Origin of the sequence: Francisella frigiditurris (assembly GCF_001880225.1) — a bacterium.
GTDB classification, from domain to species: Bacteria; Pseudomonadota; Gammaproteobacteria; order Francisellales; family Francisellaceae; genus Francisella; species Francisella frigiditurris.
This window is the reverse complement of record NZ_CP009654.1, coordinates 130,203-153,905: the sequence shown is the minus strand read 5'-3', so window position 1 is coordinate 153,905 and position 23,703 is coordinate 130,203. Positions and strand designations below refer to the sequence as shown.

The window sequence follows — 23,703 nt, the reverse complement described above, 5'->3', positions numbered from 1 at the left end:
ATTTATACATTCTAATTTCAAAATTTATTCTATGAGTTTTGGTGAAAAGCCTAGCCTTAGGCATGTTGCTATTATTATGGATGGTAATGGCAGATGGGCAAAGAGTAGGTTTAAGCCAAGAATTTTTGGTCATAGAAGTTCTGTTTCTAGGGTTGATTCTACTATAGAGTATTGTACTGAAAATGATGTACAAACTCTTACATTATTTGCATTTGGTAGAGATAATTGGTCTCGCCCTAAAGATGAGGTTGATGATCTTATGGAGTTGTTTTTGAAGACCCTGGAAAGTAAGGCAGAAAAGCTTCACAAAAATAATGTTAAACTAACGGTTGTTGGAGATAGAAAAAGATTATCATCTGATTTGCTTGCAAAAATTGAAGAGGTTGAGAAGCTTACTGCTCAAAATAGTGCTTTAGACTTGAGGTTGGCTGTTGATTATGCTGGTAGGTGGGAAATACTGGAAGCTGTTAAATCTTTGTGTCTAGATTTTTCAGGAGATGAAGAGAGAATAAAGAATATAGAGATGCAAGATCTTGAAAAAAAGCTTGTAGCAGGGTCTCTGCCCGTTGATCTGCTTATTAGAACGAGTGGTGAAGTGAGGCTTAGTGATTTTATGTTGTGGCAGTTAGCATATGCTGAGATGTATTTCACAAAAGTTATGTGGCCTGATTTTACTAAAAAAGAAATGCAGAAAGCGGTTGATTATTATTATACGAGACAAAGAAGGTTTGGAAAATCTTCGTAGTTTATTAATGTTGTAGGGTGGAAGGGAAATAATGAAACAAAGGATTGTTACTGGAGTATTACTAGCTCTTGTTGTGTTTGGATTTTTACTTGTTGCTTCGGATTATATTTTCGGAGTAGGGGTGTTTTTGGTTGCTATACTTGGTGCCCATGAGTGGATTAGGTTGGCTGGAGTAAGTAATAATGAGGATATTATTAAGTATTTAGCGATTTATGGTGTTTTAGCTATACTGGTTGCAGCGTTATTTAAATATATACAATTCATTTTTCCAATTTTTTGGTTGTATGGCATATATAAACTTTACCAATATGAGAAAGAAAAGATTGAGAAATTAACATCTCTAGAAATACTTATCTTTGGTGCCTTTGCACTAACACCTTTTGCGGCATCTCTATATGTGTTGCATAGTAATGGTATAGCATGGGTATTTTTATTTATATTGATTATAGCTGCTGCTGATAGTGGAGCATATTTTGTTGGAAAGTCTATGGGTAAGACATTGCTACTTCCAAGATTAAGTCCTAAGAAAACTGTAGAAGGCTTGGTTGGTGGACTTGTTTTAGCAATTATAGTTTCTGTTGTATTTCTGTTGTTTATGGATTTAGGTTTTTTAAAATATTTACTTATGATCATTGTTTGTGGGATTGTGTCAATTGTTTCTGTTATTGGAGATGTCTTTGAGAGTATGATAAAAAGAGTTGCTGGAGTTAAAGATAGTGGTGATATCTTGCCTGGCCATGGCGGTATTCTTGATAGAATAGATGGTTATTTACCAACTTTGCCTCTCTTTGTTTTCTTGGGATATGTTGTGGGTGTTTTGAGTTTTTAATTTTGGAGTTTTATTTTGATAGAAAAAGTTCAGATAAAAATATTAAATAAAAAATTGATAAGTGATATTCCTAAATATGCAACTTTAGGTTCTGCAGGAATTGATTTGCTTGCTTGTATCGAAGAGAGTGTTTTTCTTGAGCCTGGGGAATGTAAGCTTATTGGAACTGGGGTTGCAATAAGTATTGGTAATCCTAATTTCGCAGCTTTGATATTGCCTAGGTCTGGATTGGGTCATAAGAAAGGTTTGGTGTTGGGTAATGGAACCGGATTGATTGATTCTGATTATCAAGGAGAGTTGATGGTTTCTTGCTTTAATCGCTCTAAAGATGTTATTGAAATAGCCTCTTTAATGAGATTTGCTCAATTGGTTATAGTTCCTGTGGTGCAGGCAAAGTTTGATTTAGTGGAAGAATTTGATAATGTAACTAGTAGGGCAAGTGGCGGCTTTGGCCATACAGGAGAGATCTAATGTATTTTAGTGTTCCAAATTTATTAACTTTTGGGAGATTGTTTTTGATCCCATTTATGCTTGCTTGCTTCTATATTGATTTTAATCATCATCATGGTGTTACGGCAACGTTATTTTTGCTTGGTGCTGCAACAGATTGGCTGGATGGATATTTGGCCAGGAAATGGGAGCAGACGTCGAAGCTAGGGGCTTTTTTAGATCCTGTTGCGGATAAGTTAATTGTTGCTACAGCTTTGTGTTTATTTGTTGAAATGTATCCTTATTGGTGGGCTACAATCCCAGCGATCATAATGATTTGTCGTGAGATTCTGGTATCAGCATTGAGAGAGTGGATGGCTGAACTTGGTCAAAGAAGTGTGGTGAAGGTTGGTTACTGGGGAAAAGTTAAGACGGCTGCTCAGATGACGGCTTTATTTATATTTTTAATTAAGCCTGCTATGCACTTTGAGGATGCTATCGATTACTCTAGTTTTAATACATGGTTTATTTTGTTAGGCTTTTTTATGCTTTATGTTGCAGTGATTCTTACTGTTTATTCTATGTGCAATTATTTATATGTTGCATTTAAGTCTGTTTTTGGAAAACAAACTAGCTAGTTTTTTGCTTTTCTTTACCTTTCTTTTTTGATATGATTTGTGCGTAATGCTATTTCTATAGTTAAATAGTATTAAGTATGCGAATTAAATACTGATAAATAAAAACGGAGAATAATAACTAATGGCAACAGTCAATCAGTTGGTGAACAGCCCTCGTAAGAGATCGGTTGTTAAATCTAAGGTGCCTGCGTTAAAGGCGTGTCCTCAAAGAAGAGGGGTTTGTACAAGAGTTTATACAACAACTCCTAAGAAGCCTAACTCAGCACTTAGAAAAGTTGCTCGTGTAAGATTAACGAGTGGTTTTGAAGTTACAAGTTATATTGGTGGTGAAGGTCACAACCTGCAAGAGCATAGTGTTGTTCTTATAAGAGGTGGTAGGGTTAAGGATTTACCTGGTGTGCGTTACCATATCGTAAGGGGTGCTTTAGATACTTCAGGCGTTAATAATCGTAAGCATGGTCGTTCTAAGTACGGTACTAAGCGTCCTAAGTCTTAGTTTGTGTTTAAATAAAATTTGAAAAGGTGTATTAATGTCTAGAAGAAATAGAGCTCCGAAGCGTGATATTTTACCTGATCCTAAGTATAAGAGTCAGGTTGTAGCTAAATTTGTAAATCATATTATGCTTGATGGCAAAAAATCTGTTGCAGAGAAAATTGTTTATGGTGCATTTGATAAGATTAAAGCAAAAGACTCTTCAGTTAATGAAGTTGAAGTTTTTGAGAATGCTTTAGAAAGTATTAGTCCTTTAGTTGAGGTTAAGTCTCGTAGGGTTGGTGGTGCTACATATCAGGTTCCTGTTGAGGTTAGACCTGAGCGTCGTCAAACATTGGGTATGAGATGGATTATAGAAGCTGCGCGTAAAAGAAAAGAAAGCACAATGGGTGATAGAGTGGCTGCAGAGTTGCTTGAAGCTATTGAAGGTAGGGGTGCTGCTGTTAAGAAGAGAGAAGATACTCATAAAATGGCGGAAGCAAATAAAGCATTTGCTCATTTCCGTTGGTAATTTAAGGGAGAAATATAGTGTCTCGTAAAACGGTTTTAGAGAAATATAGAAATATTGGTATCTGTGCTCACGTTGACGCAGGTAAGACTACAACTACAGAGCGTATACTTTTCTATACTGGCTTGTCTCACAAGATTGGTGAAGTTCATGACGGTGCTGCTACTATGGATTGGATGGAGCAAGAGCAAGAAAGGGGTATTACAATTACTTCTGCTGCTACTACTACATTCTGGAAAGGTATGGATCAGCAGTTTGATGAGCATCGTATTAATATTATTGATACTCCAGGTCACGTTGACTTTACTATTGAAGTAGAGCGTTCTTTACGTGTGCTCGATGGTGCGGTAGTTGTTTTTTGTGGATCATCTGGTGTTGAGCCTCAGTCAGAGACTGTATGGCGTCAAGCGAATAGGTACGGTGTACCAAGAATTGTCTTTGTAAATAAGATGGATAGAGCTGGGGCAGACTTTGAAAGAGTTGTTCGTCAGATTAGAACTCGTCTTAAAGCTACTGTTGTGCCTGTTCAATTAAATATTGGCGCTGAAGAAGATTTTAAGGGTGTAATAGATCTTGTTAAGATGAAAGCAATTATGTGGAACGAAGAAGACATGGGTTTAACTTATGATCTTGTTGACATTCCTGCTGAACTTCAAGATAGAGCTGAAGAGCTTCGCATGGAAATGGTTGAAGCTGCGGCTGAAGCATCTGAAGAAATGATGGAAAAATATCTTGAAGGTGGGGAACTAACTGACGAAGAGATTCATGAAGGTTTGCGTAAGCGCGTGATTAATAATGAGATTGTTTTGGCATTCTGTGGCTCTGCGTTCAAGAATAAGGGTGTTCAAGCTGTGCTTGATGGCGTGGTGCGCTATTTGCCAGCACCCAACCAAGTTCCTGCTATTAAATGTGAAACTGAAGATGGTCAGCCAGCAGCAAGAAAATCTTCTGATGATGAGCCTTTTGCAGCATTGGCGTTTAAATTGGCTACAGACCCATTTGTTGGTAACCTTACATTTATACGTGTTTACTCTGGTGTTCTTAAATCGGGTGATGCGGTTTATAATCCTGTTAAAAGTAAGAAAGAGCGTGTGGGGCGTATAGTTCAGATGCATGCTAATAAGCGTGAAGAGATTAAAGAAGTAAGGGCTGGCGATATTGCTGCTTGTATCGGTCTTAAGGATGTAACTACTGGCGATACATTATGTGATCTTGATAAAGTAGTGATTCTTGAGAGAATGGAATTTCCTGAGCCAGTTATTTCTGTTGCTGTTGAGCCTAAGACAAAGGCGGATCAAGAAAAGATGGGTATTGCTTTAGGTAAGTTGGCTGCGGAAGATCCTTCATTTAGGGTAAAAACTGATGAAGAGAGTGGTCAGACAATTATCTCTGGTATGGGTGAGCTTCACTTAGATATTATTGTTGATCGTATGAGACGTGAGTTTAAGGTGGAAGCAAATGTTGGTAACCCGCAAGTTGCATACAGAGAAACTATTAGATCAACTGTTGAGCAAGAGTCTAAGTTTGTTCGTCAGTCGGGTGGTCGTGGTCAATATGGTCATGTATATGTAAAATTCGAGCCTTTGTCTGGTCAGGATGAGAATGGTGAAGATAAGGTTTATGAGTTCGTTGATGCTATCGTTGGTGGTGCGGTTCCTAAAGAGTATATAGGTTCTGTTTCTAAGGGTATTGAAGAGCAGTTATCAAATGGTGTTTTAGCGGGGTATCCTATGATAGGTGTTAAAGCTACACTATTTGATGGTTCATACCATGATGTTGACTCATCTGAAATGGCATTTAAGATTGCTGGTTCTATGGCTCTTAAAGAGGGTGCTAAGAAAGCTAATGCTTGTATACTTGAACCAATAATGAAAGTTGAGGTTGTAACTCCTGAAGATTATCTTGGTGATGTTATGGGCGATCTGAACAGAAGAAGAGGTATTATCGAAGGTATGGATGAAAATCCAAGTGGCAGAGTTGTTAGTGCTCTTGTTCCTTTGGCTGAGATGTTTGGTTATGCTACTAATGTTCGTTCTATGAGCCAAGGTAGAGCATCTTTCTCTATGGAGTTTAAAAAGTATGCTGAAGTACCAAACAACATTGCCGATGAAATAATAAAAAAACGTAACGCTTAATAAAAGGGTATAAATAAAATGGCTATAAATAATCAACGTATTAGAATTAGACTAAAAGCCTTTGATCATAAGCTTATTGATGCTTCTACTCAGGAGATTGTTGATACAGCTAAGAAAACAGGGGCTCAGGTTAAAGGACCTATTCCTTTGCCTATGCGTAAAGAGAGATTTACAATTCTTATCTCTCCTCATGTGAATAAGAAAGCTAGGGATCAATATGAAATAAGAACTCATAAGAGATTAATTGATATTGTTCAGCCTACAGATAAAACAGTTGATGCTTTAATGAAGCTTGATTTAGCTTCAGGTGTTGATGTTCAGATTAGTTTGAGTTAATATATACGTTACCTTTTTGAGAGGGTATATTGACTTAGGTCTTCATGGTCAATCGTAATCATGGGGTTAAATAATAATAATAGAGGATAAAATATGTCTTTAGGATTAGTTGGTCGCAAGTGTGGTATGACTCGTATTTTTACTGAAGATGGCGTTTCTATTCCTGTAACGGTAGTGCATGTTGAGCCGAATGTTGTTGCTCAAGTTAAAACTGCTGAAACGGATGGTTATAGTGCTGTTCAGGTAACTACTGGTTTTAAAAAGCGTTCTAATGTTAACAAACCTTTAGCTGGACATTTTGCTAAAGCTGGTGTTGAGCCAGGTCGCGGTTTGTGGGAATTTGTTGTTGAATCTGGTCATGATTTCCAAGTTGGAGCATCTATTGATGCTAGTATCTTTGAAGCTGGTCAGAAAGTGGATGTAAGAGGTGTTTCTAAGGGTAAAGGCTTTGCTGGTGTTGTGAAGCGTCATAACTTTAGAACTCAGGATGCCACTCATGGTAACTCAGTATCTCATAGGGTTCATGGTTCTACAGGTCAAAACCAAACTCCAGGCAGGGTGTTTAAAGGTAAAAAGATGGCTGGTCATTTAGGTAGCGAAAATGTTACTATTCAGTCGCTTGAGGTTGTTAGGGTTGACGTAGAGAATGGTTTATTGCTTTTAAAAGGTGGTATTCCAGGATCTGTTGGTGGAGATATCGTTGTTTCTCCAGCAGTTAAAAGTTAGTAGAAATTATACCGGAGATTTGTTGTGGACTTAAATATTAAATCATTGACTGGTAATGAAGCTGGCTCTTTAGGTGTTGCGGATAGTGTTTTCGCTACGGATTATAATGAGTCTTTGATTCACCAGGTTGTTGTAGCTTATATGGCTGGTGCTCGTCAAGGTACTAAAGCTCAAAAAACTAGATCAGAAGTTTCTGGTGGTGGAGCTAAACCTTGGAGACAGAAGGGTACTGGTAGAGCAAGAGCGGGTACTATTCGCTCGCCTATATTTAGAAAGGGTGGTGTTACATTTGCGGCTAAGCCAAGAAGCTATAAGCAAAAAGTTAATCGTAAGATGTATATTGGAGCTATGAAATCAATTTTATCAGAATTAGTAAGATCTGATAGAATGAGATTGGTTAGCGAATTGGCTTTACAAACTCCTAAAACAAAAGAATTTAAAAGCTTGGTTGATAGTTTAAATGTAAAAGATGTTCTTTTTGTTGTGGGTATTGAAGAGTTTAGTGAGAATTTATATCTTTCTTCTAGAAACCTTAAAAATGTTGCAGTTTGTGATTCTATGGATATTAATCCAGTTTCTCTTATGTGCTTCGAAAATGTAGTAGTTACTGAGAAAGCTATAAAAGAAATAGAGGAGAAGTTGGCATGAATTCACAAGAAAAATTGTTAAGAACGATTGTAAGACCTCATGTTTCTGATAAGTCTTATGGTTTAGCAGATAGTGGCTCAACAATAGTTTTCCATGTAGCTTCTTTTGCTAATAAATATGATGTAAAAGATGCGATTGAGAAGCTTTTTGAAGTAAAGGTTGAATCGGTTAATATCCTTAATGTTAAAGGCAAAGCACGTAAATTTGGTCGTGTTGAGGGCAAAACTAAAGCTTGGAAAAAGGCTTATGTTAAGTTGGCTGAAGGGCATGATATTAATTTTGTTGGTGCAGAGTAATTTTAGGAAGGTTTTATAGTCATGATTGAAATTAAAAAAGCTAAACCTACATCCCCTGGCCGTCGCCACGTTATTAGTGTGAAAAATACGGAACTACATACAGGTAAGCCATTTAAAGGTTTGGTGGAAAAGAAAAAGAAAAATGCTGGTAGAAATAATACTGGTAGAATAACTGTTCGTCATCAAGGTGGTGGGCAAAGACAACATTATCGTATTGTTGACTTTAAAAGAAATAAAGATGGTATAGTTGCGAGGGTTGAGAGGATTGAGTATGATCCTAACCGTAGTGCAAATATTGCTTTAGTTTTATATTCTGATGGTGAGAGAAGATATGTTATTGCGCCAAAAGGATTGAAAAAAGATATGGAAATTATTTCTGGTGAGAAGGTTGATGTTGCTGTTGGTAACTGTATGCCTTTAAGAAATATTCCTCTTGGTACAGTTGTTCATAATATTGAGATGAAGCCTAAAAAAGGTGCTCAGATGATTAGAAGTGCTGGTACTTTTGCTCAGTTAGTTGGTAAGGATAATGCATATGCTATAATCCGTTTAAGATCTGGCGAGATGAGAAGAGTGCTATTGGATTGTAGAGCTGTTGTTGGGGTTGTTTCTAACTCTGAGCATAATCTAAAATCTTTAGGTAAGGCAGGCGCTAGTCGTTGGAGAGGTATTAGGCCAACTGTTAGGGGTGTTGCGATGAACCCGGTAGATCACCCGCATGGTGGTGGTGAAGGTCGTACTTCTGGTGGTAGACATCCAGTAACGCCTTGGGGTATTCCAACTAAAGGTTATAAGACGCGCAAGAATAAGCGTTCTAATAAGTTGATTGTTCAAAAACGTAAGTAATTAGGGAGAAAGTTGTGCCTCGTTCATTAAAAAAAGGACCTTTTGTTGATCATCATCTTTTAAAGAAGGTTTTTGAAGCGCAAGAAAGTAATTCTAAAAAGCCAATCAAAACATGGTCTAGAAGATCGATGATTGTGCCAGATATGATAGGTTTAACTATAGCTGTACATAATGGTCAACAACATGTACCTGTTCTTATGACAGAAGAAATGGTTGGTCATAAGTTGGGTGAGTTTGTTTTGACTCGCAATTATCGTGGACATGCTGCTGATAAAAAAGCTAAGAAAAAATAGTTGAGGGTTAATATGGAAGTACAAGCTAAATTAAAGTTTGCAAGAATTTCAGCTCAAAAGTGTAGGCTGGTTGCTGACCAAGTCAGAGGCTTACCTGTAGATAAAGCTATAAATCTTCTGACTTTTAGTAACAAAAAAGCTGCGGTTTTAGTAAAAGAGGTTTTGAACTCTGCAATTGCTAATGCTGAACATAATGATGGTATGGATGTAGACTCATTGTATGTTTCGACTATCTTTGTTGATGAAGGACCTACTATGAAACGCTTTGAAGCTAGAGCGAAAGGTAGGGGTAATCGTATTTTAAAAAGAACTTCACATATTACTGTGAAAGTTGCTGAAAAAAATTAAGAGGTATAGATAATGGGTCAAAAAGTAAATCCTAATGGTATTCGCTTAGGTTATATTAGAGACTGGCGTTCAACATGGTATGCTGACTCTTCTAGCTATGCTAATAATCTTAATGAAGATATTAAAGTTAGAGAGTTTTTGCATAAGAAACTTGCTTCAGCAGCAGTTAGTAAAATTGTGATTGAGAGACCTGCTCAGAATGCTAAAGTAACTATTCACACTGCAAGACCAGGAATTGTTATTGGCAAGAAAGGTGAGGATGTTGAAAAGCTTCGTTCAGATATTCATAAAATAATGGGCGTTCCTGTTCAAGTTAATATAGAAGAAGTTCGTAAGCCTGAATTGGATGCTAGATTGGTTGCGGAGAGTGTTGCGCAACAGCTAGAAAAAAGAGTTATGTTTAGAAGAGCAATGAAAAAAGCTATTCAATCTGCTATGAAATCTGGTGCTAAAGGTATTAAGATTATGGTTAGTGGTAGACTTGGTGGTGCTGAAATTGCTCGTTCTGAATGGGCTAGGGAAGGTAGAGTTCCTCTTCAAACATTTAGAGCGGATGTTGATTATTCAACTGCACAAGCTTTGACAACTTATGGAATTATTGGAGTTAAAGTTTGGATCTATAAGGGTGAAATTCTTCCAGGTCAAATAGCTGATAAGAATAGTAATAGAAAAGGAGCTAAATAATGCTACAACCTAAGCGTACAAAGTTTCGTAAACAGCAGAAGATGCGTAATAGGGGGTTGGCTCACAGAGGTAATAAAGTAAGCTTTGGTGAGTTTGGTCTTCAAGCTACTTCTAGGGGTAGAATTACTGCTAGACAAATAGAAGCGGGAAGAAGAGCTATTAATCGTCATATTAAGCGTGGTGGTAAAGTTTGGATTAGAATATTTCCAGATAAGCCTATTACAGAAAAGCCTTTAGAAGTTCGTATGGGTAAAGGTAAAGGTTCGGTTGAATATTGGGTTGCTCAAATTCAGCCAGGACGTGTTTTATATGAGATAACAGGTGTTAAAGAAGAGTTAGCTAGAGAAGCTTTTTCAAGAGCTGCTGCTAAGTTACCAGTCTCTACAACTTTTGTTGAAAAACAGGTGATGTAATGAAGAGAAAAGATACTTTAAAAGATTATAGAAATAAAAGTGTTTCTGAGTTGCAGGATTTGAAAATTGAGTTATTGCAACAACTATTTTCACTTCGTATGCAAAAGGGTACTGGGCAATTAAATAAAAATCACTTATTCAAAAGTGCTAAAAGAAATATTGCTCGTATAAATTCGATAATATCAGAAAAAGAAATAGGTGCTTAAGTATGAGCGATAAAATCAGAGTGCTAGAAGGTAAAGTTTCTAGTGATGCTATGGACAAAAGCGTTGTCGTTAAAGCAGAAAGATATGTAAAACATCCTCTTTACGGTAAGTTTGTAAGAAAAACTACTAAATACTATGTTCATGATGAAAATAATGAATGTAAAAAAGGCGATGTTATAACTTTTAAAGAAACTAAACCCTATTCTAAAATGAAGAAGTGGTGCTTAGTGGATATTATCCATAGAGAAAAATAAATAAGTTTGATTTTATTTTTGTTTATTGGTATATTTGTGGGACTTAAAAGTGCTTCCGCTAGCACTGGTCTTATGTTAATGAATAAGGATTTTGTATGATTCAGATGCAAACAGAGCTCCAAGTTGCTGATAACAGTGGTGCAAAGAGAGTAGAGTGTATAAAGGTTTTAGGTGGCTCACATCGTAGATATGCATCTATTGGTGATGTTATTAAAGTTACTGTAAAAGAAGCTGCTCCAAGAGGTAAGGCTAAAAAAGGTTCTGTATATAATGCTGTTGTTGTTAGAACGGCAAAGGGTGTTCGTAGAAAGGATGGTTCAGTAGTTCGTTTTGATGGCAATGCTGCTGTATTATTAAATGCTAATGGACAGCCTATAGGGACTCGTATTTTTGGTCCAGTAACAAGAGAGCTTCGTAGTGAGAAATTCATGAAGATCGTTTCTCTGGCGCCAGAAGTTTTATAGTATATTTTGAGGTGAGAAATGAATAGATTAAAAAAAGGCGATGATGTAATTGTTATTGCTGGTAAAGATAAAGGTCGTAGAGGAACTGTTAAGTCATTTTCTAAGGGCGGTTCTTTGATCTTGGTTGAGGGTATTAATGTGGTTAAAAAACACATTAAGCCAAACCCAAATAAAGGTGTGGAGGGTGGAGTTGTTGAAAAAGAGCTTCCTGTTCACGCTTCTAACGTTGCTATATATAATCCAACTACTGAAAAAGCTGATAGAGTGGGTTATAGATTGGTTGAGGAAAATAAAAAGGTTCGCTATTTTAAGTCAAATGGTGAATTGGTTGATCTATAGGCGGTTATTTTTATGGCAAGACTAAAAGATTATTATCAAAATGAGCTTGTTGCTAAACTAAAGAATGAGCTAAATTTAGATAATGTTATGGAAGTACCTCGTATTGAGAAAATTACTCTTAATATGGGTGTTGGTGATGCGGCAAAAGATAAAAAAATTATGACTTTTGCGGTAAAAGATTTGACTGCTATTGCTGGTCAAAATCCTGTTGTTACTAAGTCTAGAAAATCTATCGCAGGTTTTAAAATTCGTGATGGTTGGCCAATAGGGTGTAAAGTAACTCTACGTGGCGAGCGCATGTATGAGTTTTTAGACAGGCTTATAACAATTGCTATTCCTAGAATTAGAGATTTTAGGGGATTAAGTGCTAAGTCCTTTGATGGTAGTGGGAATTATAGTCTAGGTATGAAAGAGCAAATTTCATTTCCGGAAATAGACTATGATAAGATCGACACTATTAGAGGTTTAGATATTTCAATAACTACTACTGCTAAAAATGATGATCAAGGAAGAGCTTTGCTTAAAGCATTTGGTTTTCCTTTGAAGTCTTAATTTTATATTGGGGTTTTAAATGGCAAAAGAAGGAATGATTCAGAGAGAATTAAAGAGAGAGAAACTAGTAGCTAAATACGCTCAAAAAAGAGCTGAGCTTAAAGCTATTATTCTTGATATTAACTCTACTGAAGAGCAAAAGTGGGAAGCTCAAATTAAACTGCAAAAATTACCAGTGAACTCTTCTGCATCTAGAGTGCAAAGAAGATGTAGAGTAACAGGTAGACCGCATGCTGTATATAGAAAATTCGGGTTATGCCGTAATAAGCTTAGAGAGTATGCAATGGCAGGTGATGTTCCTGGTTTGAAAAAAGCTAGTTGGTAATAAGGAATTAAAATATGAGTATGCAAGATCCAATTTCGGATATGTTTACAAGAATAAGAAATGGTCTTTCTTCTGGTAAAGAAACTGTTTCTGTTCCTTTTTCTAAAATGAAAATGGAAATAGCAAATTTTTTGGTAAAAGAGGGTTATGTAGCTAGTTGTGCTAAAGAGACTAGTGATAAGGCGCATTCTTTTATAAATATCGAACTTAAGTACCATAATGGTTCTCCTGTTATCGAAATGATAAAGAGAGTTAGTAGGCCAAGTTTGAGAATATATAAGTCACATGCTGATTTACCAAAAGTTTATGGTGGCTTTGGCGTTGCTATAATTTCTACATCTAAAGGTTTAGTTAGTGATAGAAAAGCAAGAGCTCTTGGTGTTGGTGGTGAAATTATAGGCTATGTGGCTTAATTAACCGTTGGAGGTAATTGAAAATGTCTAGAATAGGTAAAAAGCCTGTCGTTATTCCAAGCGGTGTTACAATTAGTGTTGCAGCTGGTAATGAAGTTCAAGTTAAAGGTTCTAAAGCTACATTGACTAAGATTTTCTCTTCTGATGTAACATTTGATGTTGCTGCTGATGTTGCTACTATAAAGCCAGTTAATAATAGTCAGAATGCTATTGCTCAGTCAGGTACTGCGAGAGCTATTCTAAGTAATATGGTTGAAGGCGTAAGTAAGGGTTTTGAGAAAAAGCTTAGAATTATAGGTGTTGGTTATCGTGCTAAGGCTCAAGGTAATGAGCTAAATTTAACACTTGGCTTTTCTCATCCGGTTGTTTATAAGCTTCCTCAGGGTGTAACTGCAGAAACTCCTGTTCCTACAGAAATAATTCTTAAAGGAGCAGATAAAGAGCTTTTAGGTAAAGTAGCTGCTGAGATTAGAGACTATAGAAAACCTGAGCCTTATAAAGGTAAAGGTGTTCGTTATGATAACGAATATGTAGCTAAGAAAGAAGCTAAGAAGAAGTAGTATATAAGGTAGTAATTATTATGGATAAAAAAACTGCTCGTTTGAATCGTAGTAAGCGTACTAGAATTAAATTAAGAGAGCTTGAGCAAATTAGACTTTGTGTTTTTAGAACGCCAAGACATATTTATGCGCAAGTTATTTCTGGTGATGGTTCTGTTGTATTAGCTTCTGCATCTACAGTTGAAAAAGATATTAAATCAAAGTGTAAATATACTGGTAATGTTGCTTCTGCTGCCATTGTTGGTGAAGTTGTGGCTAACAGATGTAAAGAAAAAGGGATTGAAAAAGTTGCTTTTGATAGATCTGGATATAAGTATCATGGCCGTGTGAAAGCTTTAGCAGATGCTGCTAGAGAGCATGGTTTGCAGTTTTAACTAAAAAATATGGATGATTTCATTATGTCTAATGAAGTAAAAAAGAATGAAGAACTGATTGAAAAATTAGTTAGTGTTAAGAGACACTCTAAAACAGTAAAAGGTGGTAGAATCATGAGCTTTGCTGCTTTGACTGTTGTAGGTGATGGTAAAGGCAGGATTGGTATTGGTAGAGGTAAATCAAGAGAAGTGCCTGTTGCTATACAAAAAGCTATGGAAAACGCTAAGAAAAATATGGTGTCAGTTAACCTTAATGTAGATACTTTATGGTATCCAGTGATGTCTTCTCATGGTGCTTCTAAAGTTTTCATGCAACCAGCTTCTCAAGGTACTGGTATTATTGCTGGTGGTGCGATGCGTTCTGTTTTTGAGGTTGTTGGTGTTCATAACGTTTTAGCTAAAACTTATGGTTCAACAAATCCTGTGAATGTTGTGAGAGCTACAATTGCTGGATTAGCTAAGATAAAATCCCCAGAAGAGATCGCTGATAAAAGAGGTCTTTCTGTTGAAGAAATTCAGGAGTAATTTAATATGACTCAATCTAAGACATTCAAAGTTACCCTTGTAAAAAGTTTAAATGGTCGTAAAGAAAACCATATAGCTTGTGCTAGAGGGTTGGGCTTAAGAAAAATAAACCACACAGTTGAAGTTCTAGATACAGCTGCAAATCGTGGTATGGCTAATAAAATATATTATATGGTTAAAATAGAGGGGTAGTATAATGAAATTAAATACAATTGCTCCTGCCCATGGCTCTAAAAGTGCACCTAAAAGATTAGGTCGTGGTATTGGAAGTGGTTTAGGAAAAACTTCTAGTAAGGGTCATAAAGGTCAAAAAGCGCGTGCAGGCGGCTATCATAAGGTAGGTTTTGAAGGTGGTCAAATGCCTTTACAAAGAAGATTGCCAAAATTTGGTTTTACCTCTGCTTCTAAGAGATATACTGCTGAAATAAGACTTCATGAATTAAATAGTCTTCCAGTTGAAGATGTAAATTTAGAAGTTTTAAAAGATTTTGGACTTATAAGAAAAGATATAAAAGCTGCTAAAGTTATAGCTAGTGGTGCTGTTGAAAAAGCTATTAACTTAACAGGAATAGCTTGTACAAAAGGTGCTAGAGATGCTATTGAACAGGCTGGCGGTAAAATAGAGTAATATCAAATATGTCAAAATATAGTAATGCTTCCAATTCTGGAGAGTTAAAATCTAGATTGATATTTGTAGTTTTATCTATAATGGTATTTAGATTAGGTGTATATATTCCTATACCAAATATAGATTCAGCTCAGTTAGTAGAACTTATTTCTAGACAGAATTCATCAGGCAATAACGGTTTGATGAGTATGTTTAATATGTTCTCAGGGGGAGCTCTTACTCAAATGAGTATATTTGCTTTAGGTGTTATGCCTTATATCTCAGCTTCAATTATTTTTCAAATGCTATCAGCAGTTTATCCAAAGCTTATAGAGTTGAAAAAAGAAGGAGAATCTGGGCAGAAGAAAATAACTCAATACACTAGATATTTAACTTTAATATTAGCTATTGTTCAGTCTTTTGGTATAGTGGCATATATATTGCATCAACCAGGATTAGTTACTACTAATTCAATGCCTTTGTTTTACCTTACAACAGTTGTTTCTGTAACAACTGGAAGCATGTTTTTGATGTGGTTGGGTGAACAAATGACAGAAAGAGGTGTTGGAAATGGTATATCTCTACTTATATTTTCGGGTATAGTAGCGAATTTACCTTTTGAAATTGGAAACACTTTATATCAAGCAAGTCAAGGGAGTATAACATACCTTTCAGTATGGGTTTTACTAATATTATTGCTTTTGGTTATTGCATTTGTAGTTTTTATGGAGAGTGCTCAAAGAAAGATCACTGTCAATTATGCAAAAAGGCAGCAAGGCAGAAAAATGTATGCTGCGCAGACAAGTCATCTTCCTCTTAAGCTTAATATGGCTGGAGTTATTCCAGCAATATTTGCATCATCTATTCTTATGGTGCCAGGAGTATTATTTGGATGGTTAGCTAATTATAACTCGTTAAGCTGGTTAGGTGATGTTGCAGAAATAATGCAGCCGGGAAGTATTGTTTACACTATAGTCTTTGCTGCTACTATAATCTTTTTCTGTTTCTTTTATACTTCTTTAGTTTTTAATCCAAAGGATACGGCTGAGAACTTAAAAAAATCAGGGGCTTATATCTCTGGTGTAAGACCTGGTGAGCAAACAGCAAAATATATTGATTCAGTTATGACAAGACTAACTCTTGTTGGGTCTTTATATATAACAGCAATTTGTTTATTACCAATATTTGTGATGAAATTTTTTGCACAAGGACTTTCATTTACATTTGGTGGAACATCTTTGTTAATTGTTGTTGTTGTAATGATGGATTTTATGGCTCAAGTTAGATCTCATATGATGTCTACACAGTATGACTCATTATTAAAAAAAGCTAATTTAAGTGGAAAAAGAAAATAGAAAATAATATTGTGGAGAATAAATATAATGAAAGTTAGAGCTTCGGTAAAAAAAATGTGTAGAAACTGTAAAGTTATCAAACGTAATAGAGTAGTTCGTGTGATATGTACAGATCCTAGACATAAACAAAGACAAGGTTAATATTTAAGCTTTAAATAAGGCTTGATTATTTGTTTTTAAAAAGTTATCTTTGTATGTTATTAAAATACTATAGATACAAACTAAATTTTAAAAGTATTAATTAGGAGTGAAAATAGATGGCTCGTATAGCTGGCGTTAATATTCCTGTTCATAAGCATGCTGTGATAGGACTGACTTCAATTTATGGAATAGGGAAAACAAGAGCAATTAAGATTTGTGAAATATGCAACTTGAATCCTACAACTAAAATAAAAGATTTAACAGAAGATCAAGTTGAAAGCTTAAGAACAGAAGTTGCTAAATTTACTGTAGAAGGTGATTTACGCAGAGAAGTATCTATGGATATTAAAAGACTTATGGATTTGGGTTGCTACAGAGGAAAAAGACATCGTCGTAGTTTACCTGTCAGAGGTCAAAGAACAAAGACTAATGCTCGTACTCGCAAGGGTCCAAGAAAGCCAATTAAGGCATAAAATAATTATAACAATAAGTAATAAAAGGTAAAAATTGATATGGCTAAGTCTGTTAGATCAACAAAGAAAAAAGTAAAAAGAGTTGTAACTGATGCAGTTGCTCATATTTACTCATCTTTTAATAATACTATAGTAACTATTACAGATAGACAAGGTAATGCTTTATCTTGGGCTACTTCAGGTGGTAGTGGTTTCAGAGGTTCAAGAAAAAGTACACCATTTGCAGCACAGGTTGCGGCAGAAAGAGCGGCTGATATGGCATTAGAATATGGTGTAAGAAATGTTGATGTTTTAGTTAAAGGGCCTGGTTCAGGAAGAGACTCGGCAGTTAGAGCTTTAAATGCTAAAAATTTAAAAGTGACTAGCATAACTGATGTGACTCCTTTACCTCATAATGGATGTCGTCCTCCTAAAAAACGTCGTGTTTAATATTTTAAAGGGAAATTTATAATGGCTAGATATCTAGGACCAAAGTGTAAACTTTCTAGAAGAGAAGGTACTGATTTATTTCTAAAAAGTGGCGTAAAAGCGGCTGATGAGAAATGTAAAATGAATACTGCCCCTGGTCAACATGGCGGAAGAAGAGCTCGCCTTTCTGACTATGGATTACAGTTGAGAGAAAAACAAAAAGTTCGTCGTATGTACGGTGTTTTAGAAGGTCAGTTTAAAAAATATTATTTTGAAGCAAGTAGAAGAAAGGGTAATACCGGAGCTACTTTGTTAGAGCTTTTAGAATCAAGACTAGACAACGTTGTATATAGAATGGGATTTGCAGCAACTAGAGCGGAAGCTAGACAGTTGGTTGTACATAAAGGAATTACTTTAAATGGTAAAACTTGTAATGTTCCATCTTGTCAAGTTAAGTCTGGTGATGTAATTGCTGTTCGCGAAAAAGCTAAGAAACAGTTAAGAATTCAAAATGCTTTAGAGTTAGCTAAAGGTAGAAAAGAATTCTCTTGGATTGATGTTAATACTGATTCTTTAGAAGGTGTATTGAAAGCTTCTCCAGATAGATCTGAATTATCAACTGATATTAATGAACAGTTGATAGTTGAGTTATATTCTAAGTAAGTAATCATAATTTATAATATTTTTCTTAAGCTATATACAATAGCTTTACTTCAAGGAGATATTTGTGAGTAAAAATAGTTCAAAACAAGAATTTATACCTCGTGTTGAGCTTGTAGAAGAGCTAGGTGCTTTTGGATATAAAATACTGTTGTCTCCTATAGAAAAAGGTATGGCACATATTTTAGGAAATTCTATTAGAAGAGTTTTGCTTTCATCAATGCCGGGTGCTTCTATTGTTAAAGTCAATATAAAAGATGTTTTGCATGAATATTCAACTTTAGACGATGTAAAAGAAGATGTTGTTGAGATAATATCAAACCTTAAGCAAGTTGCTATAGGTTTAGACAAAGATGTTGACTCTGTCTCTTTAGAACTTAATGTTAATAAAAGTGGCGTTGTAACTGCTGGTGATTTTAAGCAAACTAAAGGTGTTTCTATCGCAAACAAAGATCAAGTAATTGCAACATTAACAGATAAAAGAGAATTTAGCTTATCAGCGTCTGTTCTTTCTGGAAGAAATGTAGGTATTTTGTCATATGTTGATGTGGAACTTGAAAAAGTTGGAGATATAGCTGTTGATCCTGATTTTAACCCTATTAAAAGAATTACATTCAGAGTAATAGATAATGGGAATAGTGAAAATCTAGAGATACTTATAAAAACAAATGGTACAGTTGAACCATTTGAAGCTATTAAAACTGCTTTGGAATGCTTCTGTGAGCAAATTTCTGTATTTGTATCTCTAAAAGTTCCTTCTCAAGGTAGAGCATCAGATTCTTTAATAGATTCAAATATAGATCCAATTTTGCTTAAACCAATTGATGATTTAGAATTAACAGTTAGATCATCTAATTGTCTAAGAGCTGAAAATATTAAATATTTAGGTGATTTAGTACAGTATTCAGAGTCTCAGTTAATGAAGATTCCTAATTTAGGTAAGAAATCACTAAATGAAATTAAGCAAATCTTAATAGATAATAGCCTTTCTCTAGGCGTTCATATTGAAAACTTTAGAGAAATTGCTGAAGGTAAATAAATAGTAATAAAATAATTTTAACTATAAAGGAGAAATTACTATGAGACATCATAAGAATGGAAGAAAGTTCGGCAGAACTAGTAGCCATAGAAAAGCAATGTTTAAAAATATGTCTGCGTCTTTAATTAATCATGAAATAATCAAAACTACTTTACCTAAAGCTAAAGAGCTTCGTACAATTGTAGAGCCTTTAGTTACTTTAGCAAAAAGAGAACATTCATTAAGAAATAGTTTAGATACTAATTCTGCAGAATTTAAAGCACAATCAGTTGCATTAAGAAGACAAGCGTTTGATTTTCTAAGAAATAAAGCAGCTGTAACAAAACTGTTTGAAGAATTTGGTACTCGTTATGCAGAAAGAAGTGGTGGATATACTAGAATATTAAAGTGTGGCTATCGTTTTGGTGATAAAGCGCCTATGGCTTATATTGAGTTGGTTGATAGACCAGAAGTTGATGAAATTCCTAACGAGGAATAGTCTATATAATTCTTAATTTTTCTTTCTAATTCTACTAAATTTTATTCTTCTTTTTCACTTTTAGATGTTTTATTTATGATTAAAGCATAAGGTACTATTAGTATAATTAATATAGTTAATGGAATTATTGTGCTAAATTTAAAAGTACTTAATCCTCCAATATTACTAAATAAGTCACCAACTATTCTAGCTGAGACACTGTCAACAAAAGCTCCAAGTATCATTACAATACTAATTGCAGCGGCATGTAATCCTTTATTGTGACAACTCATAAACGTTGAGACTAAGGTTGGATAAACTGGTCCTATAAAAAAACCTACAAGCGGTAAACAATATGCGACTAATGGTAAATTGAAGATATTAGTAGAATTTGAACCAATCCCATGATCCATATTAAACATAACGATACCAATAAAAAATAAACCAATTATAAAGTTTGCAAGAAGGACTTTATGCCATTCGATATATTTAAAAATAATAGTTCCATATAATCTTCCAAGAGCAATAGCTAGAGTAAATAAACTACCTAATTGAACACTTAGATTCTTTGTAATTCCAAGAACTTCATGGTTAAACGTCATGAGCCAAGGACCAACTCCTTGTTCAATAAATTCATAAGCGAAAAACATAATGAAGAAAAAAGGAACACACCACATTAAAATAATGTGTTTAACATCTTTTATTTGATTTTTAAAAGGTTTATTTTTTTCTGTTTCTATAGCATTCTCATTAAGCGGTGTTAATAAAAATATTAAACCTAAGACTAAACATATTCCCGCAATTAACCAAAACATGTATAACCATTCTGTACCGTCAGTATTTTGCATAAAAAAAGAAAATACCCAAACTGCCATCATATTGCCAATCATATGGATTAATTCCATAAAGTTAACAAAACTTGCATGTTCATTAGGATTATTAGTAACTAAAGTAACCATACTATAGCTTGATATTTTAATAACTACAAAAGATATGCCAGTCATTAATAGATAAAGCCGGATCATCCAAATAGAATTTATAAATGGAGCAACTAGACAAAAAATAGCAACAAAGAAGAAAGTATAGCTTAATGGTTTTTTATAACCAAATTTAAGAAAAATAGTAAAAGCAACTAATGATGCTATTACACGAGTTATATTAAAGTAGCTTTCTAAAGCTCCTGCAGAGCCATGAGATATTTTATAGTAGCTTGTAGCCTGCATGATTAAGATCGGAAAACAATAAACAAGAAAGCTTAGACTAAAAAAAGCTAATAGAATTTTGAACTTGGTTAGAAATTTTTCACGATCATTCATTTGCTGTACCTTTTAATTATTATGTTGGAATTAAATGTAAGTCTAGTGTGCTAGTTAAGTTAGATTTTTTGATATTTAATATAACATTGCCTTGCTTATTATTTATTATTGAAACATTTTTTTTCTCTTTGGAGAGTTTGTATGTGTACTTAGGGTTTACTACTACAAGTATAGATATATAGCCTAAAGAATTTTCTCGTGGATAGATTTTTAGAGAAAGTTTTAGATCTGAATAATTACTATTAAATTTTTTTGACACTATTATGGTATCAAAACCTGTGTTTATAGTTCCGATAGTAAAATAAGCATTAAACCAGTTAATTATTGGGCAAGAAAGTCCACTAAATGCATGCCATCCTGCACCTCTTTGAGTTTCAATTATAAAGTGCTCTAAGCTTCTATAGTTACTATCAGTTTCATTCTTCCATAGATTTAAGGCTTTAAGAGCCAGTTTTTCAGCGAATTTATATTCTCCTATATCAAGAAGGCTTTTCCAAAAGAACCATTGATGAGACATCCATACTGTTCCATTCCAGTAACCATCTTTACGATAGTATGATGCTGACTGGTCTACAGCAGATAAGCCAGCTTTTGACCATAGTTTTTTTGGAGATTTAAGTTTACTTAATAGAGTTTTTTCTATTTTAGGATTACATATTCCTGAAACAATAGGATATGCTCCATCTAATCCTTTATTAAAATTTTCTCCTTGCTCATTTATTAGAAAGCTTGTTGGAAAACCAGCACTATCATGGTTTACATAACTATAGTAGCCAGCATTCTTATCCCATGATAACTTATTTAAGGCATTTGATAATATTTCAATATCATGTTTGTAAAAAGCAGAATCATCTTCTAGGCTTAGAAGTTCAGAGTACATAGTTAGAAATTTTGCGATTCTTATACAGTGGGCAGTAGTTATGACAGGAGTAACGTTTTTTATATTTTCCTTGTGCATATGGTATTGTGAAGGATAATCATCCCAGCCGCCCGAATTGTAAAAATAATCCCACGTTTGAAGTAGGTTTGAGTTTAATCTTCTAGTGCTTGAACTACCTAAATGACCACTTAAAAATAAATAATATTGTTTAAGACGAGGATAATAGTGCTCAAGTAATTCAAAAGAGTTTGATCTATTCCATATCTCAAAGAAAAGATAGTGTTGTACTGGTACTGGGCTTCCATGATGAATAAAAGCTGATTGATTATCTGTACTAGTTAGATAAGCATTTAGGTTTTCAATTGCTCTGTCAATGTCATATTCCAAAAGCCCAAGTCCTATAAAACCAGAGTCCCAAGTATATAAGCAGTCCCACCATTTCCCAGGAGCTAAATGACGAATATAACTTTTTTGTGTATATATTGGGAAAACTATATTTGTAAGAATGACATTTTTTAAAATACCTTGAGAGAATTGATATTTTTCACCATTAGGTAAAATATTTTTAGAGTTGTTTTTAGATAGATTCTTTTCTTTAAAGGATTTTATTTTCTTTGATAGATAATTTTTTTGTTCTAGTAATCTTAGTTTATCTTCTATTTCACTTATATTATCAGCTACTGTGGTTGCGCAGAAAATATTCTTTTGATCTTTTTCTTTAACTGTTATTGGCCTTAAGAAAATATTTGTGAAATGTCCGCTCCCTTCTCCGTGAAATTCTTTAAGAACATGTTCGTTTGCCATAAGTTTAAAATATATGTCTAAGTCACGACAAAAAAACTCTCTTATATCGCAATCTTCAAGAGGATAGTCCCAAAATATTCCGTAATATTTCTCAGTATTTTGGTATTTGAGAATAATTGAGTTATTACCAAATTTAGATATTTGAGGTGTTGGATTCCAATTTTGTTGATGAAATCTGCTTTTGTGTACATCATCATGTGATCCAACAATAAAACCATCAAGATTTATAGCTCTATTGTTTGTGGAACTTAGTTTTAAAAAATAATCTCCTATTTCTAAATTCGGTAATTCTACATCTTTGAATTCAGATTCATTTTCTAAGAGTAAGTCACATTCAAAGAGGTTGTCTTTGTCATTATTACTTATTGTTAGTTTGAGGGAAGAATTTTTTTCTAATTTATATTTTAAAAGCAATGTTGGTTTGTTTATGGAGTCTTCTATATTGAATTTAAATATAATTTGATCATCCTTCACTTTTCCAAATTCAATTCCAGATCCGTTAACAAAGTTTTGGGTTCTTCTCTCACCTCTTAATTTACCATCAGCAACTAAATTATCAGTTGGTTTTGGAATTGAGTAACTCAAGTTATAATAATCTGTAGCATCAATCCATTGAGCTTCACCAGAAAGCGCTATAGTTGATGGATATAATAGATTATTTGGTTCATATTCTTTTATTGAGGGGAAATGCATGGAGCCCATTAAGTGAAGAACTAGGCTTTCTGAGTTTGAAGTGTTATTTACAAATTTAGCTTTTATAGCTTGAGTATTATCATCTATTAGAAAATAAGAAATATCACAGTATACTTTATCTTTCCACTCGAGCATGTGCCTAAATTTAAAATAAGTTCCATCAGTTGAAGTATCCCAAGGATAATATTCTGTTTCATAAAACACATTTGGGACATCAACACGTCTTCTGTAATAGCCAGGGAAGATACTTAGGTCGAATCTTAATCCATTTATCTTATCTGTAATATGAGAAGTTCCTATATATTTTTTAGTATAGGGCCCCCATTGAGGTAATGTTTCTAAATCGTGAGAGTTATTAAGTTTTTTTATAAGTTTTAAAAAATTGTTTTCTGCAGAACTCATAAATTTCGATTTCACTCAAATTATAAAGATGTACAATTACAGATTACTCTGAATTATATAAAGAAACTAGTTTTTTATATTTTGTAGAA

At 34.4% G+C, this 23,703-nt stretch carries 37 protein-coding genes; 35 read left to right on the top strand and 2 right to left on the bottom strand.

Annotated elements, in window-relative coordinates; translation table 11 throughout:
* Nucleotides 1–31 precede the first annotated feature (31 nt).
* From uppS to rplQ, 35 genes are all read left to right on the top strand, one after another.
* Nucleotides 32–745: a polyprenyl diphosphate synthase gene (gene uppS / locus KX01_RS00905; protein ID WP_071663208.1), complete on the top strand. Its 714-nt coding sequence runs from the start codon at nucleotides 32–34 to the stop codon at nucleotides 743–745.
* Nucleotides 746–776: 31 nt separating this feature from the next.
* Nucleotides 777–1,574, top strand: a complete 798-nt coding sequence (locus tag KX01_RS00900; protein WP_071663207.1) for a phosphatidate cytidylyltransferase — start codon at nucleotides 777–779, stop codon at nucleotides 1,572–1,574.
* 18 nt (nucleotides 1,575–1,592) lie between these two features.
* The gene (gene dut, locus KX01_RS00895) at nucleotides 1,593–2,045 is read left to right on the top strand and encodes a dUTP diphosphatase (RefSeq protein ID WP_083578932.1); all 453 of its coding nucleotides are present in this window, start codon (nucleotides 1,593–1,595) and stop codon (nucleotides 2,043–2,045) included.
* Nucleotides 2,045–2,641, top strand: a complete 597-nt coding sequence (gene pgsA / locus KX01_RS00890; protein ID WP_071663205.1) for a CDP-diacylglycerol--glycerol-3-phosphate 3-phosphatidyltransferase — start codon at nucleotides 2,045–2,047, stop codon at nucleotides 2,639–2,641. Before dut ends, pgsA begins: the two co-directional genes overlap by 1 nt.
* A 121-nt stretch (nucleotides 2,642–2,762) precedes the next feature.
* Nucleotides 2,763–3,137, top strand: a complete 375-nt coding sequence (gene rpsL / locus KX01_RS00885; protein WP_071663204.1) for a 30S ribosomal protein S12 — start codon at nucleotides 2,763–2,765, stop codon at nucleotides 3,135–3,137.
* Nucleotides 3,138–3,171: 34 nt separating this feature from the next.
* Nucleotides 3,172–3,645 (top strand): 30S ribosomal protein S7, encoded by a 474-nt coding sequence (gene rpsG / locus KX01_RS00880; protein WP_071663203.1) that lies wholly within the window; start codon nucleotides 3,172–3,174, stop codon nucleotides 3,643–3,645.
* Nucleotides 3,646–3,662: 17 nt separating this feature from the next.
* On the top strand, nucleotides 3,663–5,777 hold the full coding sequence (gene fusA / locus KX01_RS00875) for an elongation factor G (protein ID WP_071663202.1): 2,115 nt from the start codon (nucleotides 3,663–3,665) through the stop codon (nucleotides 5,775–5,777).
* Between the two features lie 18 nt (nucleotides 5,778–5,795).
* Entirely contained in the window at nucleotides 5,796–6,113 is a 318-nt protein-coding gene (rpsJ, locus tag KX01_RS00870) for a 30S ribosomal protein S10 (protein WP_156860350.1), read from the top strand.
* Nucleotides 6,114–6,206: 93 nt separating this feature from the next.
* Entirely contained in the window at nucleotides 6,207–6,839 is a 633-nt protein-coding gene (rplC, locus tag KX01_RS00865) for a 50S ribosomal protein L3 (RefSeq protein ID WP_071663201.1), read from the top strand.
* Nucleotides 6,840–6,863: 24 nt separating this feature from the next.
* On the top strand, nucleotides 6,864–7,487 hold the full coding sequence (gene rplD, locus KX01_RS00860) for a 50S ribosomal protein L4 (RefSeq protein ID WP_071663200.1): 624 nt from the start codon (nucleotides 6,864–6,866) through the stop codon (nucleotides 7,485–7,487).
* A complete protein-coding gene (rplW, locus tag KX01_RS00855; protein WP_071663199.1) occupies nucleotides 7,484–7,783 on the top strand; it encodes a 50S ribosomal protein L23 in 300 nt (99 codons plus the stop codon). The genes rplD and rplW overlap by 4 nt, the downstream gene beginning before the upstream one ends.
* Before the next feature lie 21 nt (nucleotides 7,784–7,804).
* The gene (gene rplB, locus KX01_RS00850) at nucleotides 7,805–8,629 is read left to right on the top strand and encodes a 50S ribosomal protein L2 (RefSeq protein WP_071663198.1); all 825 of its coding nucleotides are present in this window, start codon (nucleotides 7,805–7,807) and stop codon (nucleotides 8,627–8,629) included.
* A 14-nt stretch (nucleotides 8,630–8,643) separates the two neighbouring features.
* On the top strand, nucleotides 8,644–8,922 hold the full coding sequence (gene rpsS, locus KX01_RS00845) for a 30S ribosomal protein S19 (protein ID WP_071663197.1): 279 nt from the start codon (nucleotides 8,644–8,646) through the stop codon (nucleotides 8,920–8,922).
* 12 nt (nucleotides 8,923–8,934) lie between these two features.
* Entirely contained in the window at nucleotides 8,935–9,270 is a 336-nt protein-coding gene (rplV, locus tag KX01_RS00840) for a 50S ribosomal protein L22 (protein WP_071663196.1), read from the top strand.
* Between the two features lie 12 nt (nucleotides 9,271–9,282).
* On the top strand, nucleotides 9,283–9,954 hold the full coding sequence (rpsC, locus tag KX01_RS00835; protein ID WP_071663195.1) for a 30S ribosomal protein S3: 672 nt from the start codon (nucleotides 9,283–9,285) through the stop codon (nucleotides 9,952–9,954).
* Entirely contained in the window at nucleotides 9,954–10,367 is a 414-nt protein-coding gene (gene rplP / locus KX01_RS00830) for a 50S ribosomal protein L16 (RefSeq protein ID WP_071663194.1), read from the top strand. The genes rpsC and rplP overlap by 1 nt, the downstream gene beginning before the upstream one ends.
* Nucleotides 10,367–10,573, top strand: a complete 207-nt coding sequence (gene rpmC / locus KX01_RS00825) for a 50S ribosomal protein L29 (RefSeq protein ID WP_071663193.1) — start codon at nucleotides 10,367–10,369, stop codon at nucleotides 10,571–10,573. Before rplP ends, rpmC begins: the two co-directional genes overlap by 1 nt.
* 2 nt (nucleotides 10,574–10,575) lie before the next feature.
* The gene (gene rpsQ, locus KX01_RS00820) at nucleotides 10,576–10,827 is read left to right on the top strand and encodes a 30S ribosomal protein S17 (RefSeq protein ID WP_071663192.1); all 252 of its coding nucleotides are present in this window, start codon (nucleotides 10,576–10,578) and stop codon (nucleotides 10,825–10,827) included.
* A 95-nt stretch (nucleotides 10,828–10,922) separates the two neighbouring features.
* The gene (rplN, locus tag KX01_RS00815) at nucleotides 10,923–11,291 is read left to right on the top strand and encodes a 50S ribosomal protein L14 (protein WP_071663191.1); all 369 of its coding nucleotides are present in this window, start codon (nucleotides 10,923–10,925) and stop codon (nucleotides 11,289–11,291) included.
* 18 nt (nucleotides 11,292–11,309) lie between these two features.
* Nucleotides 11,310–11,630 (top strand): 50S ribosomal protein L24, encoded by a 321-nt coding sequence (rplX, locus tag KX01_RS09260; RefSeq protein WP_083578873.1) that lies wholly within the window; start codon nucleotides 11,310–11,312, stop codon nucleotides 11,628–11,630.
* A 12-nt stretch (nucleotides 11,631–11,642) separates the two neighbouring features.
* A complete protein-coding gene (gene rplE / locus KX01_RS09255) occupies nucleotides 11,643–12,182 on the top strand; it encodes a 50S ribosomal protein L5 (RefSeq protein WP_083578872.1) in 540 nt (179 codons plus the stop codon).
* A gap of 19 nt (nucleotides 12,183–12,201) precedes the next feature.
* The gene (rpsN, locus tag KX01_RS00805) at nucleotides 12,202–12,507 is read left to right on the top strand and encodes a 30S ribosomal protein S14 (RefSeq protein WP_071663190.1); all 306 of its coding nucleotides are present in this window, start codon (nucleotides 12,202–12,204) and stop codon (nucleotides 12,505–12,507) included.
* Nucleotides 12,508–12,521: 14 nt separating this feature from the next.
* Nucleotides 12,522–12,920 (top strand): 30S ribosomal protein S8, encoded by a 399-nt coding sequence (gene rpsH / locus KX01_RS00800; RefSeq protein ID WP_071663189.1) that lies wholly within the window; start codon nucleotides 12,522–12,524, stop codon nucleotides 12,918–12,920.
* A gap of 23 nt (nucleotides 12,921–12,943) precedes the next feature.
* A complete protein-coding gene (gene rplF, locus KX01_RS00795; protein WP_071663188.1) occupies nucleotides 12,944–13,480 on the top strand; it encodes a 50S ribosomal protein L6 in 537 nt (178 codons plus the stop codon).
* Between the two features lie 20 nt (nucleotides 13,481–13,500).
* Nucleotides 13,501–13,854, top strand: a complete 354-nt coding sequence (gene rplR, locus KX01_RS00790) for a 50S ribosomal protein L18 (protein WP_071663187.1) — start codon at nucleotides 13,501–13,503, stop codon at nucleotides 13,852–13,854.
* 24 nt (nucleotides 13,855–13,878) lie between these two features.
* A complete protein-coding gene (gene rpsE, locus KX01_RS00785; protein WP_071663186.1) occupies nucleotides 13,879–14,379 on the top strand; it encodes a 30S ribosomal protein S5 in 501 nt (166 codons plus the stop codon).
* Between the two features lie 6 nt (nucleotides 14,380–14,385).
* Nucleotides 14,386–14,571 carry a 50S ribosomal protein L30 gene (gene rpmD / locus KX01_RS00780; protein WP_071663185.1) on the top strand — a complete coding sequence of 62 codons (186 nt, stop codon included), beginning with the start codon at nucleotides 14,386–14,388 and terminating at the stop codon, nucleotides 14,569–14,571.
* Between the two features lie 4 nt (nucleotides 14,572–14,575).
* Complete coding sequence (gene rplO, locus KX01_RS00775) at nucleotides 14,576–15,007, top strand: 50S ribosomal protein L15 (RefSeq protein WP_071663184.1); 432 nt, start codon at nucleotides 14,576–14,578, stop codon at nucleotides 15,005–15,007.
* Between the two features lie 8 nt (nucleotides 15,008–15,015).
* Nucleotides 15,016–16,341, top strand: coding sequence for a preprotein translocase subunit SecY (gene secY / locus KX01_RS00770; protein WP_071663183.1), 1,326 nt, complete (start codon nucleotides 15,016–15,018; stop codon nucleotides 16,339–16,341).
* 27 nt (nucleotides 16,342–16,368) lie between these two features.
* Nucleotides 16,369–16,482, top strand: a complete 114-nt coding sequence (rpmJ, locus tag KX01_RS00765) for a 50S ribosomal protein L36 (RefSeq protein WP_003017816.1) — start codon at nucleotides 16,369–16,371, stop codon at nucleotides 16,480–16,482.
* Between the two features lie 116 nt (nucleotides 16,483–16,598).
* The gene (rpsM, locus tag KX01_RS00760) at nucleotides 16,599–16,955 is read left to right on the top strand and encodes a 30S ribosomal protein S13 (RefSeq protein ID WP_071663182.1); all 357 of its coding nucleotides are present in this window, start codon (nucleotides 16,599–16,601) and stop codon (nucleotides 16,953–16,955) included.
* Nucleotides 16,956–16,994: 39 nt separating this feature from the next.
* Nucleotides 16,995–17,384 carry a 30S ribosomal protein S11 gene (gene rpsK / locus KX01_RS00755; RefSeq protein ID WP_071663181.1) on the top strand — a complete coding sequence of 130 codons (390 nt, stop codon included), beginning with the start codon at nucleotides 16,995–16,997 and terminating at the stop codon, nucleotides 17,382–17,384.
* A gap of 21 nt (nucleotides 17,385–17,405) precedes the next feature.
* Nucleotides 17,406–18,026 (top strand): 30S ribosomal protein S4, encoded by a 621-nt coding sequence (gene rpsD / locus KX01_RS00750; RefSeq protein ID WP_071663180.1) that lies wholly within the window; start codon nucleotides 17,406–17,408, stop codon nucleotides 18,024–18,026.
* A gap of 64 nt (nucleotides 18,027–18,090) precedes the next feature.
* Nucleotides 18,091–19,062 carry a DNA-directed RNA polymerase subunit alpha gene (locus KX01_RS00745; RefSeq protein ID WP_071663179.1) on the top strand — a complete coding sequence of 324 codons (972 nt, stop codon included), beginning with the start codon at nucleotides 18,091–18,093 and terminating at the stop codon, nucleotides 19,060–19,062.
* A 40-nt stretch (nucleotides 19,063–19,102) separates the two neighbouring features.
* A complete protein-coding gene (gene rplQ, locus KX01_RS00740) occupies nucleotides 19,103–19,540 on the top strand; it encodes a 50S ribosomal protein L17 (protein ID WP_071663178.1) in 438 nt (145 codons plus the stop codon).
* 41 nt (nucleotides 19,541–19,581) lie between these two features.
* Here rplQ and KX01_RS00735 read toward each other — a convergent pair whose 3' ends face one another.
* Both KX01_RS00735 and KX01_RS00730 read right to left on the bottom strand, forming a co-directional pair.
* Complete coding sequence (locus KX01_RS00735) at nucleotides 19,582–20,835, bottom strand: MFS transporter (RefSeq protein WP_071663177.1); 1,254 nt, start codon at nucleotides 20,833–20,835, stop codon at nucleotides 19,582–19,584.
* Nucleotides 20,836–20,854: 19 nt separating this feature from the next.
* On the bottom strand, nucleotides 20,855–23,614 hold the full coding sequence (locus KX01_RS00730) for an MGH1-like glycoside hydrolase domain-containing protein (protein WP_071663176.1): 2,760 nt from the start codon (nucleotides 23,612–23,614) through the stop codon (nucleotides 20,855–20,857).
* Nucleotides 23,615–23,703 lie beyond the last annotated feature (89 nt).

Bases quoted from the DNA above. Each gene is read 5' to 3' on its own strand.
- uppS (WP_071663208.1), top strand. From the start codon at position 32: ATGAGTTTTGGTGAAAAGCCTAGCCTTAGGCATGTTGCTATTATTATG.
- KX01_RS00900 (WP_071663207.1), top strand. From the start codon at position 777: ATGAAACAAAGGATTGTTACTGGAGTATTACTAGCTCTTGTTGTGTTT.
- pgsA (WP_071663205.1), top strand. From the start codon at position 2,045: ATGTATTTTAGTGTTCCAAATTTATTAACTTTTGGGAGATTGTTTTTG.
- rpsL (WP_071663204.1), top strand. From the start codon at position 2,763: ATGGCAACAGTCAATCAGTTGGTGAACAGCCCTCGTAAGAGATCGGTT.
- rpsG (WP_071663203.1), top strand. From the start codon at position 3,172: ATGTCTAGAAGAAATAGAGCTCCGAAGCGTGATATTTTACCTGATCCT.
- rpsJ (WP_156860350.1), top strand. From the start codon at position 5,796: ATGGCTATAAATAATCAACGTATTAGAATTAGACTAAAAGCCTTTGAT.
- rplC (WP_071663201.1), top strand. From the start codon at position 6,207: ATGTCTTTAGGATTAGTTGGTCGCAAGTGTGGTATGACTCGTATTTTT.
- rplW (WP_071663199.1), top strand. From the start codon at position 7,484: ATGAATTCACAAGAAAAATTGTTAAGAACGATTGTAAGACCTCATGTT.
- rplB (WP_071663198.1), top strand. From the start codon at position 7,805: ATGATTGAAATTAAAAAAGCTAAACCTACATCCCCTGGCCGTCGCCAC.
- rplV (WP_071663196.1), top strand. From the start codon at position 8,935: ATGGAAGTACAAGCTAAATTAAAGTTTGCAAGAATTTCAGCTCAAAAG.
- rpsC (WP_071663195.1), top strand. From the start codon at position 9,283: ATGGGTCAAAAAGTAAATCCTAATGGTATTCGCTTAGGTTATATTAGA.
- rplP (WP_071663194.1), top strand. From the start codon at position 9,954: ATGCTACAACCTAAGCGTACAAAGTTTCGTAAACAGCAGAAGATGCGT.
- rpmC (WP_071663193.1), top strand. From the start codon at position 10,367: ATGAAGAGAAAAGATACTTTAAAAGATTATAGAAATAAAAGTGTTTCT.
- rpsQ (WP_071663192.1), top strand. From the start codon at position 10,576: ATGAGCGATAAAATCAGAGTGCTAGAAGGTAAAGTTTCTAGTGATGCT.
- rplN (WP_071663191.1), top strand. From the start codon at position 10,923: ATGATTCAGATGCAAACAGAGCTCCAAGTTGCTGATAACAGTGGTGCA.
- rplX (WP_083578873.1), top strand. From the start codon at position 11,310: ATGAATAGATTAAAAAAAGGCGATGATGTAATTGTTATTGCTGGTAAA.
- rplE (WP_083578872.1), top strand. From the start codon at position 11,643: ATGGCAAGACTAAAAGATTATTATCAAAATGAGCTTGTTGCTAAACTA.
- rpsN (WP_071663190.1), top strand. From the start codon at position 12,202: ATGGCAAAAGAAGGAATGATTCAGAGAGAATTAAAGAGAGAGAAACTA.
- rpsH (WP_071663189.1), top strand. From the start codon at position 12,522: ATGAGTATGCAAGATCCAATTTCGGATATGTTTACAAGAATAAGAAAT.
- rplF (WP_071663188.1), top strand. From the start codon at position 12,944: ATGTCTAGAATAGGTAAAAAGCCTGTCGTTATTCCAAGCGGTGTTACA.
- rplR (WP_071663187.1), top strand. From the start codon at position 13,501: ATGGATAAAAAAACTGCTCGTTTGAATCGTAGTAAGCGTACTAGAATT.
- rpsE (WP_071663186.1), top strand. From the start codon at position 13,879: ATGTCTAATGAAGTAAAAAAGAATGAAGAACTGATTGAAAAATTAGTT.
- rpmD (WP_071663185.1), top strand. From the start codon at position 14,386: ATGACTCAATCTAAGACATTCAAAGTTACCCTTGTAAAAAGTTTAAAT.
- rplO (WP_071663184.1), top strand. From the start codon at position 14,576: ATGAAATTAAATACAATTGCTCCTGCCCATGGCTCTAAAAGTGCACCT.
- secY (WP_071663183.1), top strand. From the start codon at position 15,016: ATGTCAAAATATAGTAATGCTTCCAATTCTGGAGAGTTAAAATCTAGA.
- rpmJ (WP_003017816.1), top strand. From the start codon at position 16,369: ATGAAAGTTAGAGCTTCGGTAAAAAAAATGTGTAGAAACTGTAAAGTT.
- rpsM (WP_071663182.1), top strand. From the start codon at position 16,599: ATGGCTCGTATAGCTGGCGTTAATATTCCTGTTCATAAGCATGCTGTG.
- rpsK (WP_071663181.1), top strand. From the start codon at position 16,995: ATGGCTAAGTCTGTTAGATCAACAAAGAAAAAAGTAAAAAGAGTTGTA.
- rpsD (WP_071663180.1), top strand. From the start codon at position 17,406: ATGGCTAGATATCTAGGACCAAAGTGTAAACTTTCTAGAAGAGAAGGT.
- rplQ (WP_071663178.1), top strand. From the start codon at position 19,103: ATGAGACATCATAAGAATGGAAGAAAGTTCGGCAGAACTAGTAGCCAT.
- KX01_RS00735 (WP_071663177.1), bottom strand. From the start codon at position 20,835: ATGAATGATCGTGAAAAATTTCTAACCAAGTTCAAAATTCTATTAGCT.
- KX01_RS00730 (WP_071663176.1), bottom strand. From the start codon at position 23,614: ATGAGTTCTGCAGAAAACAATTTTTTAAAACTTATAAAAAAACTTAAT.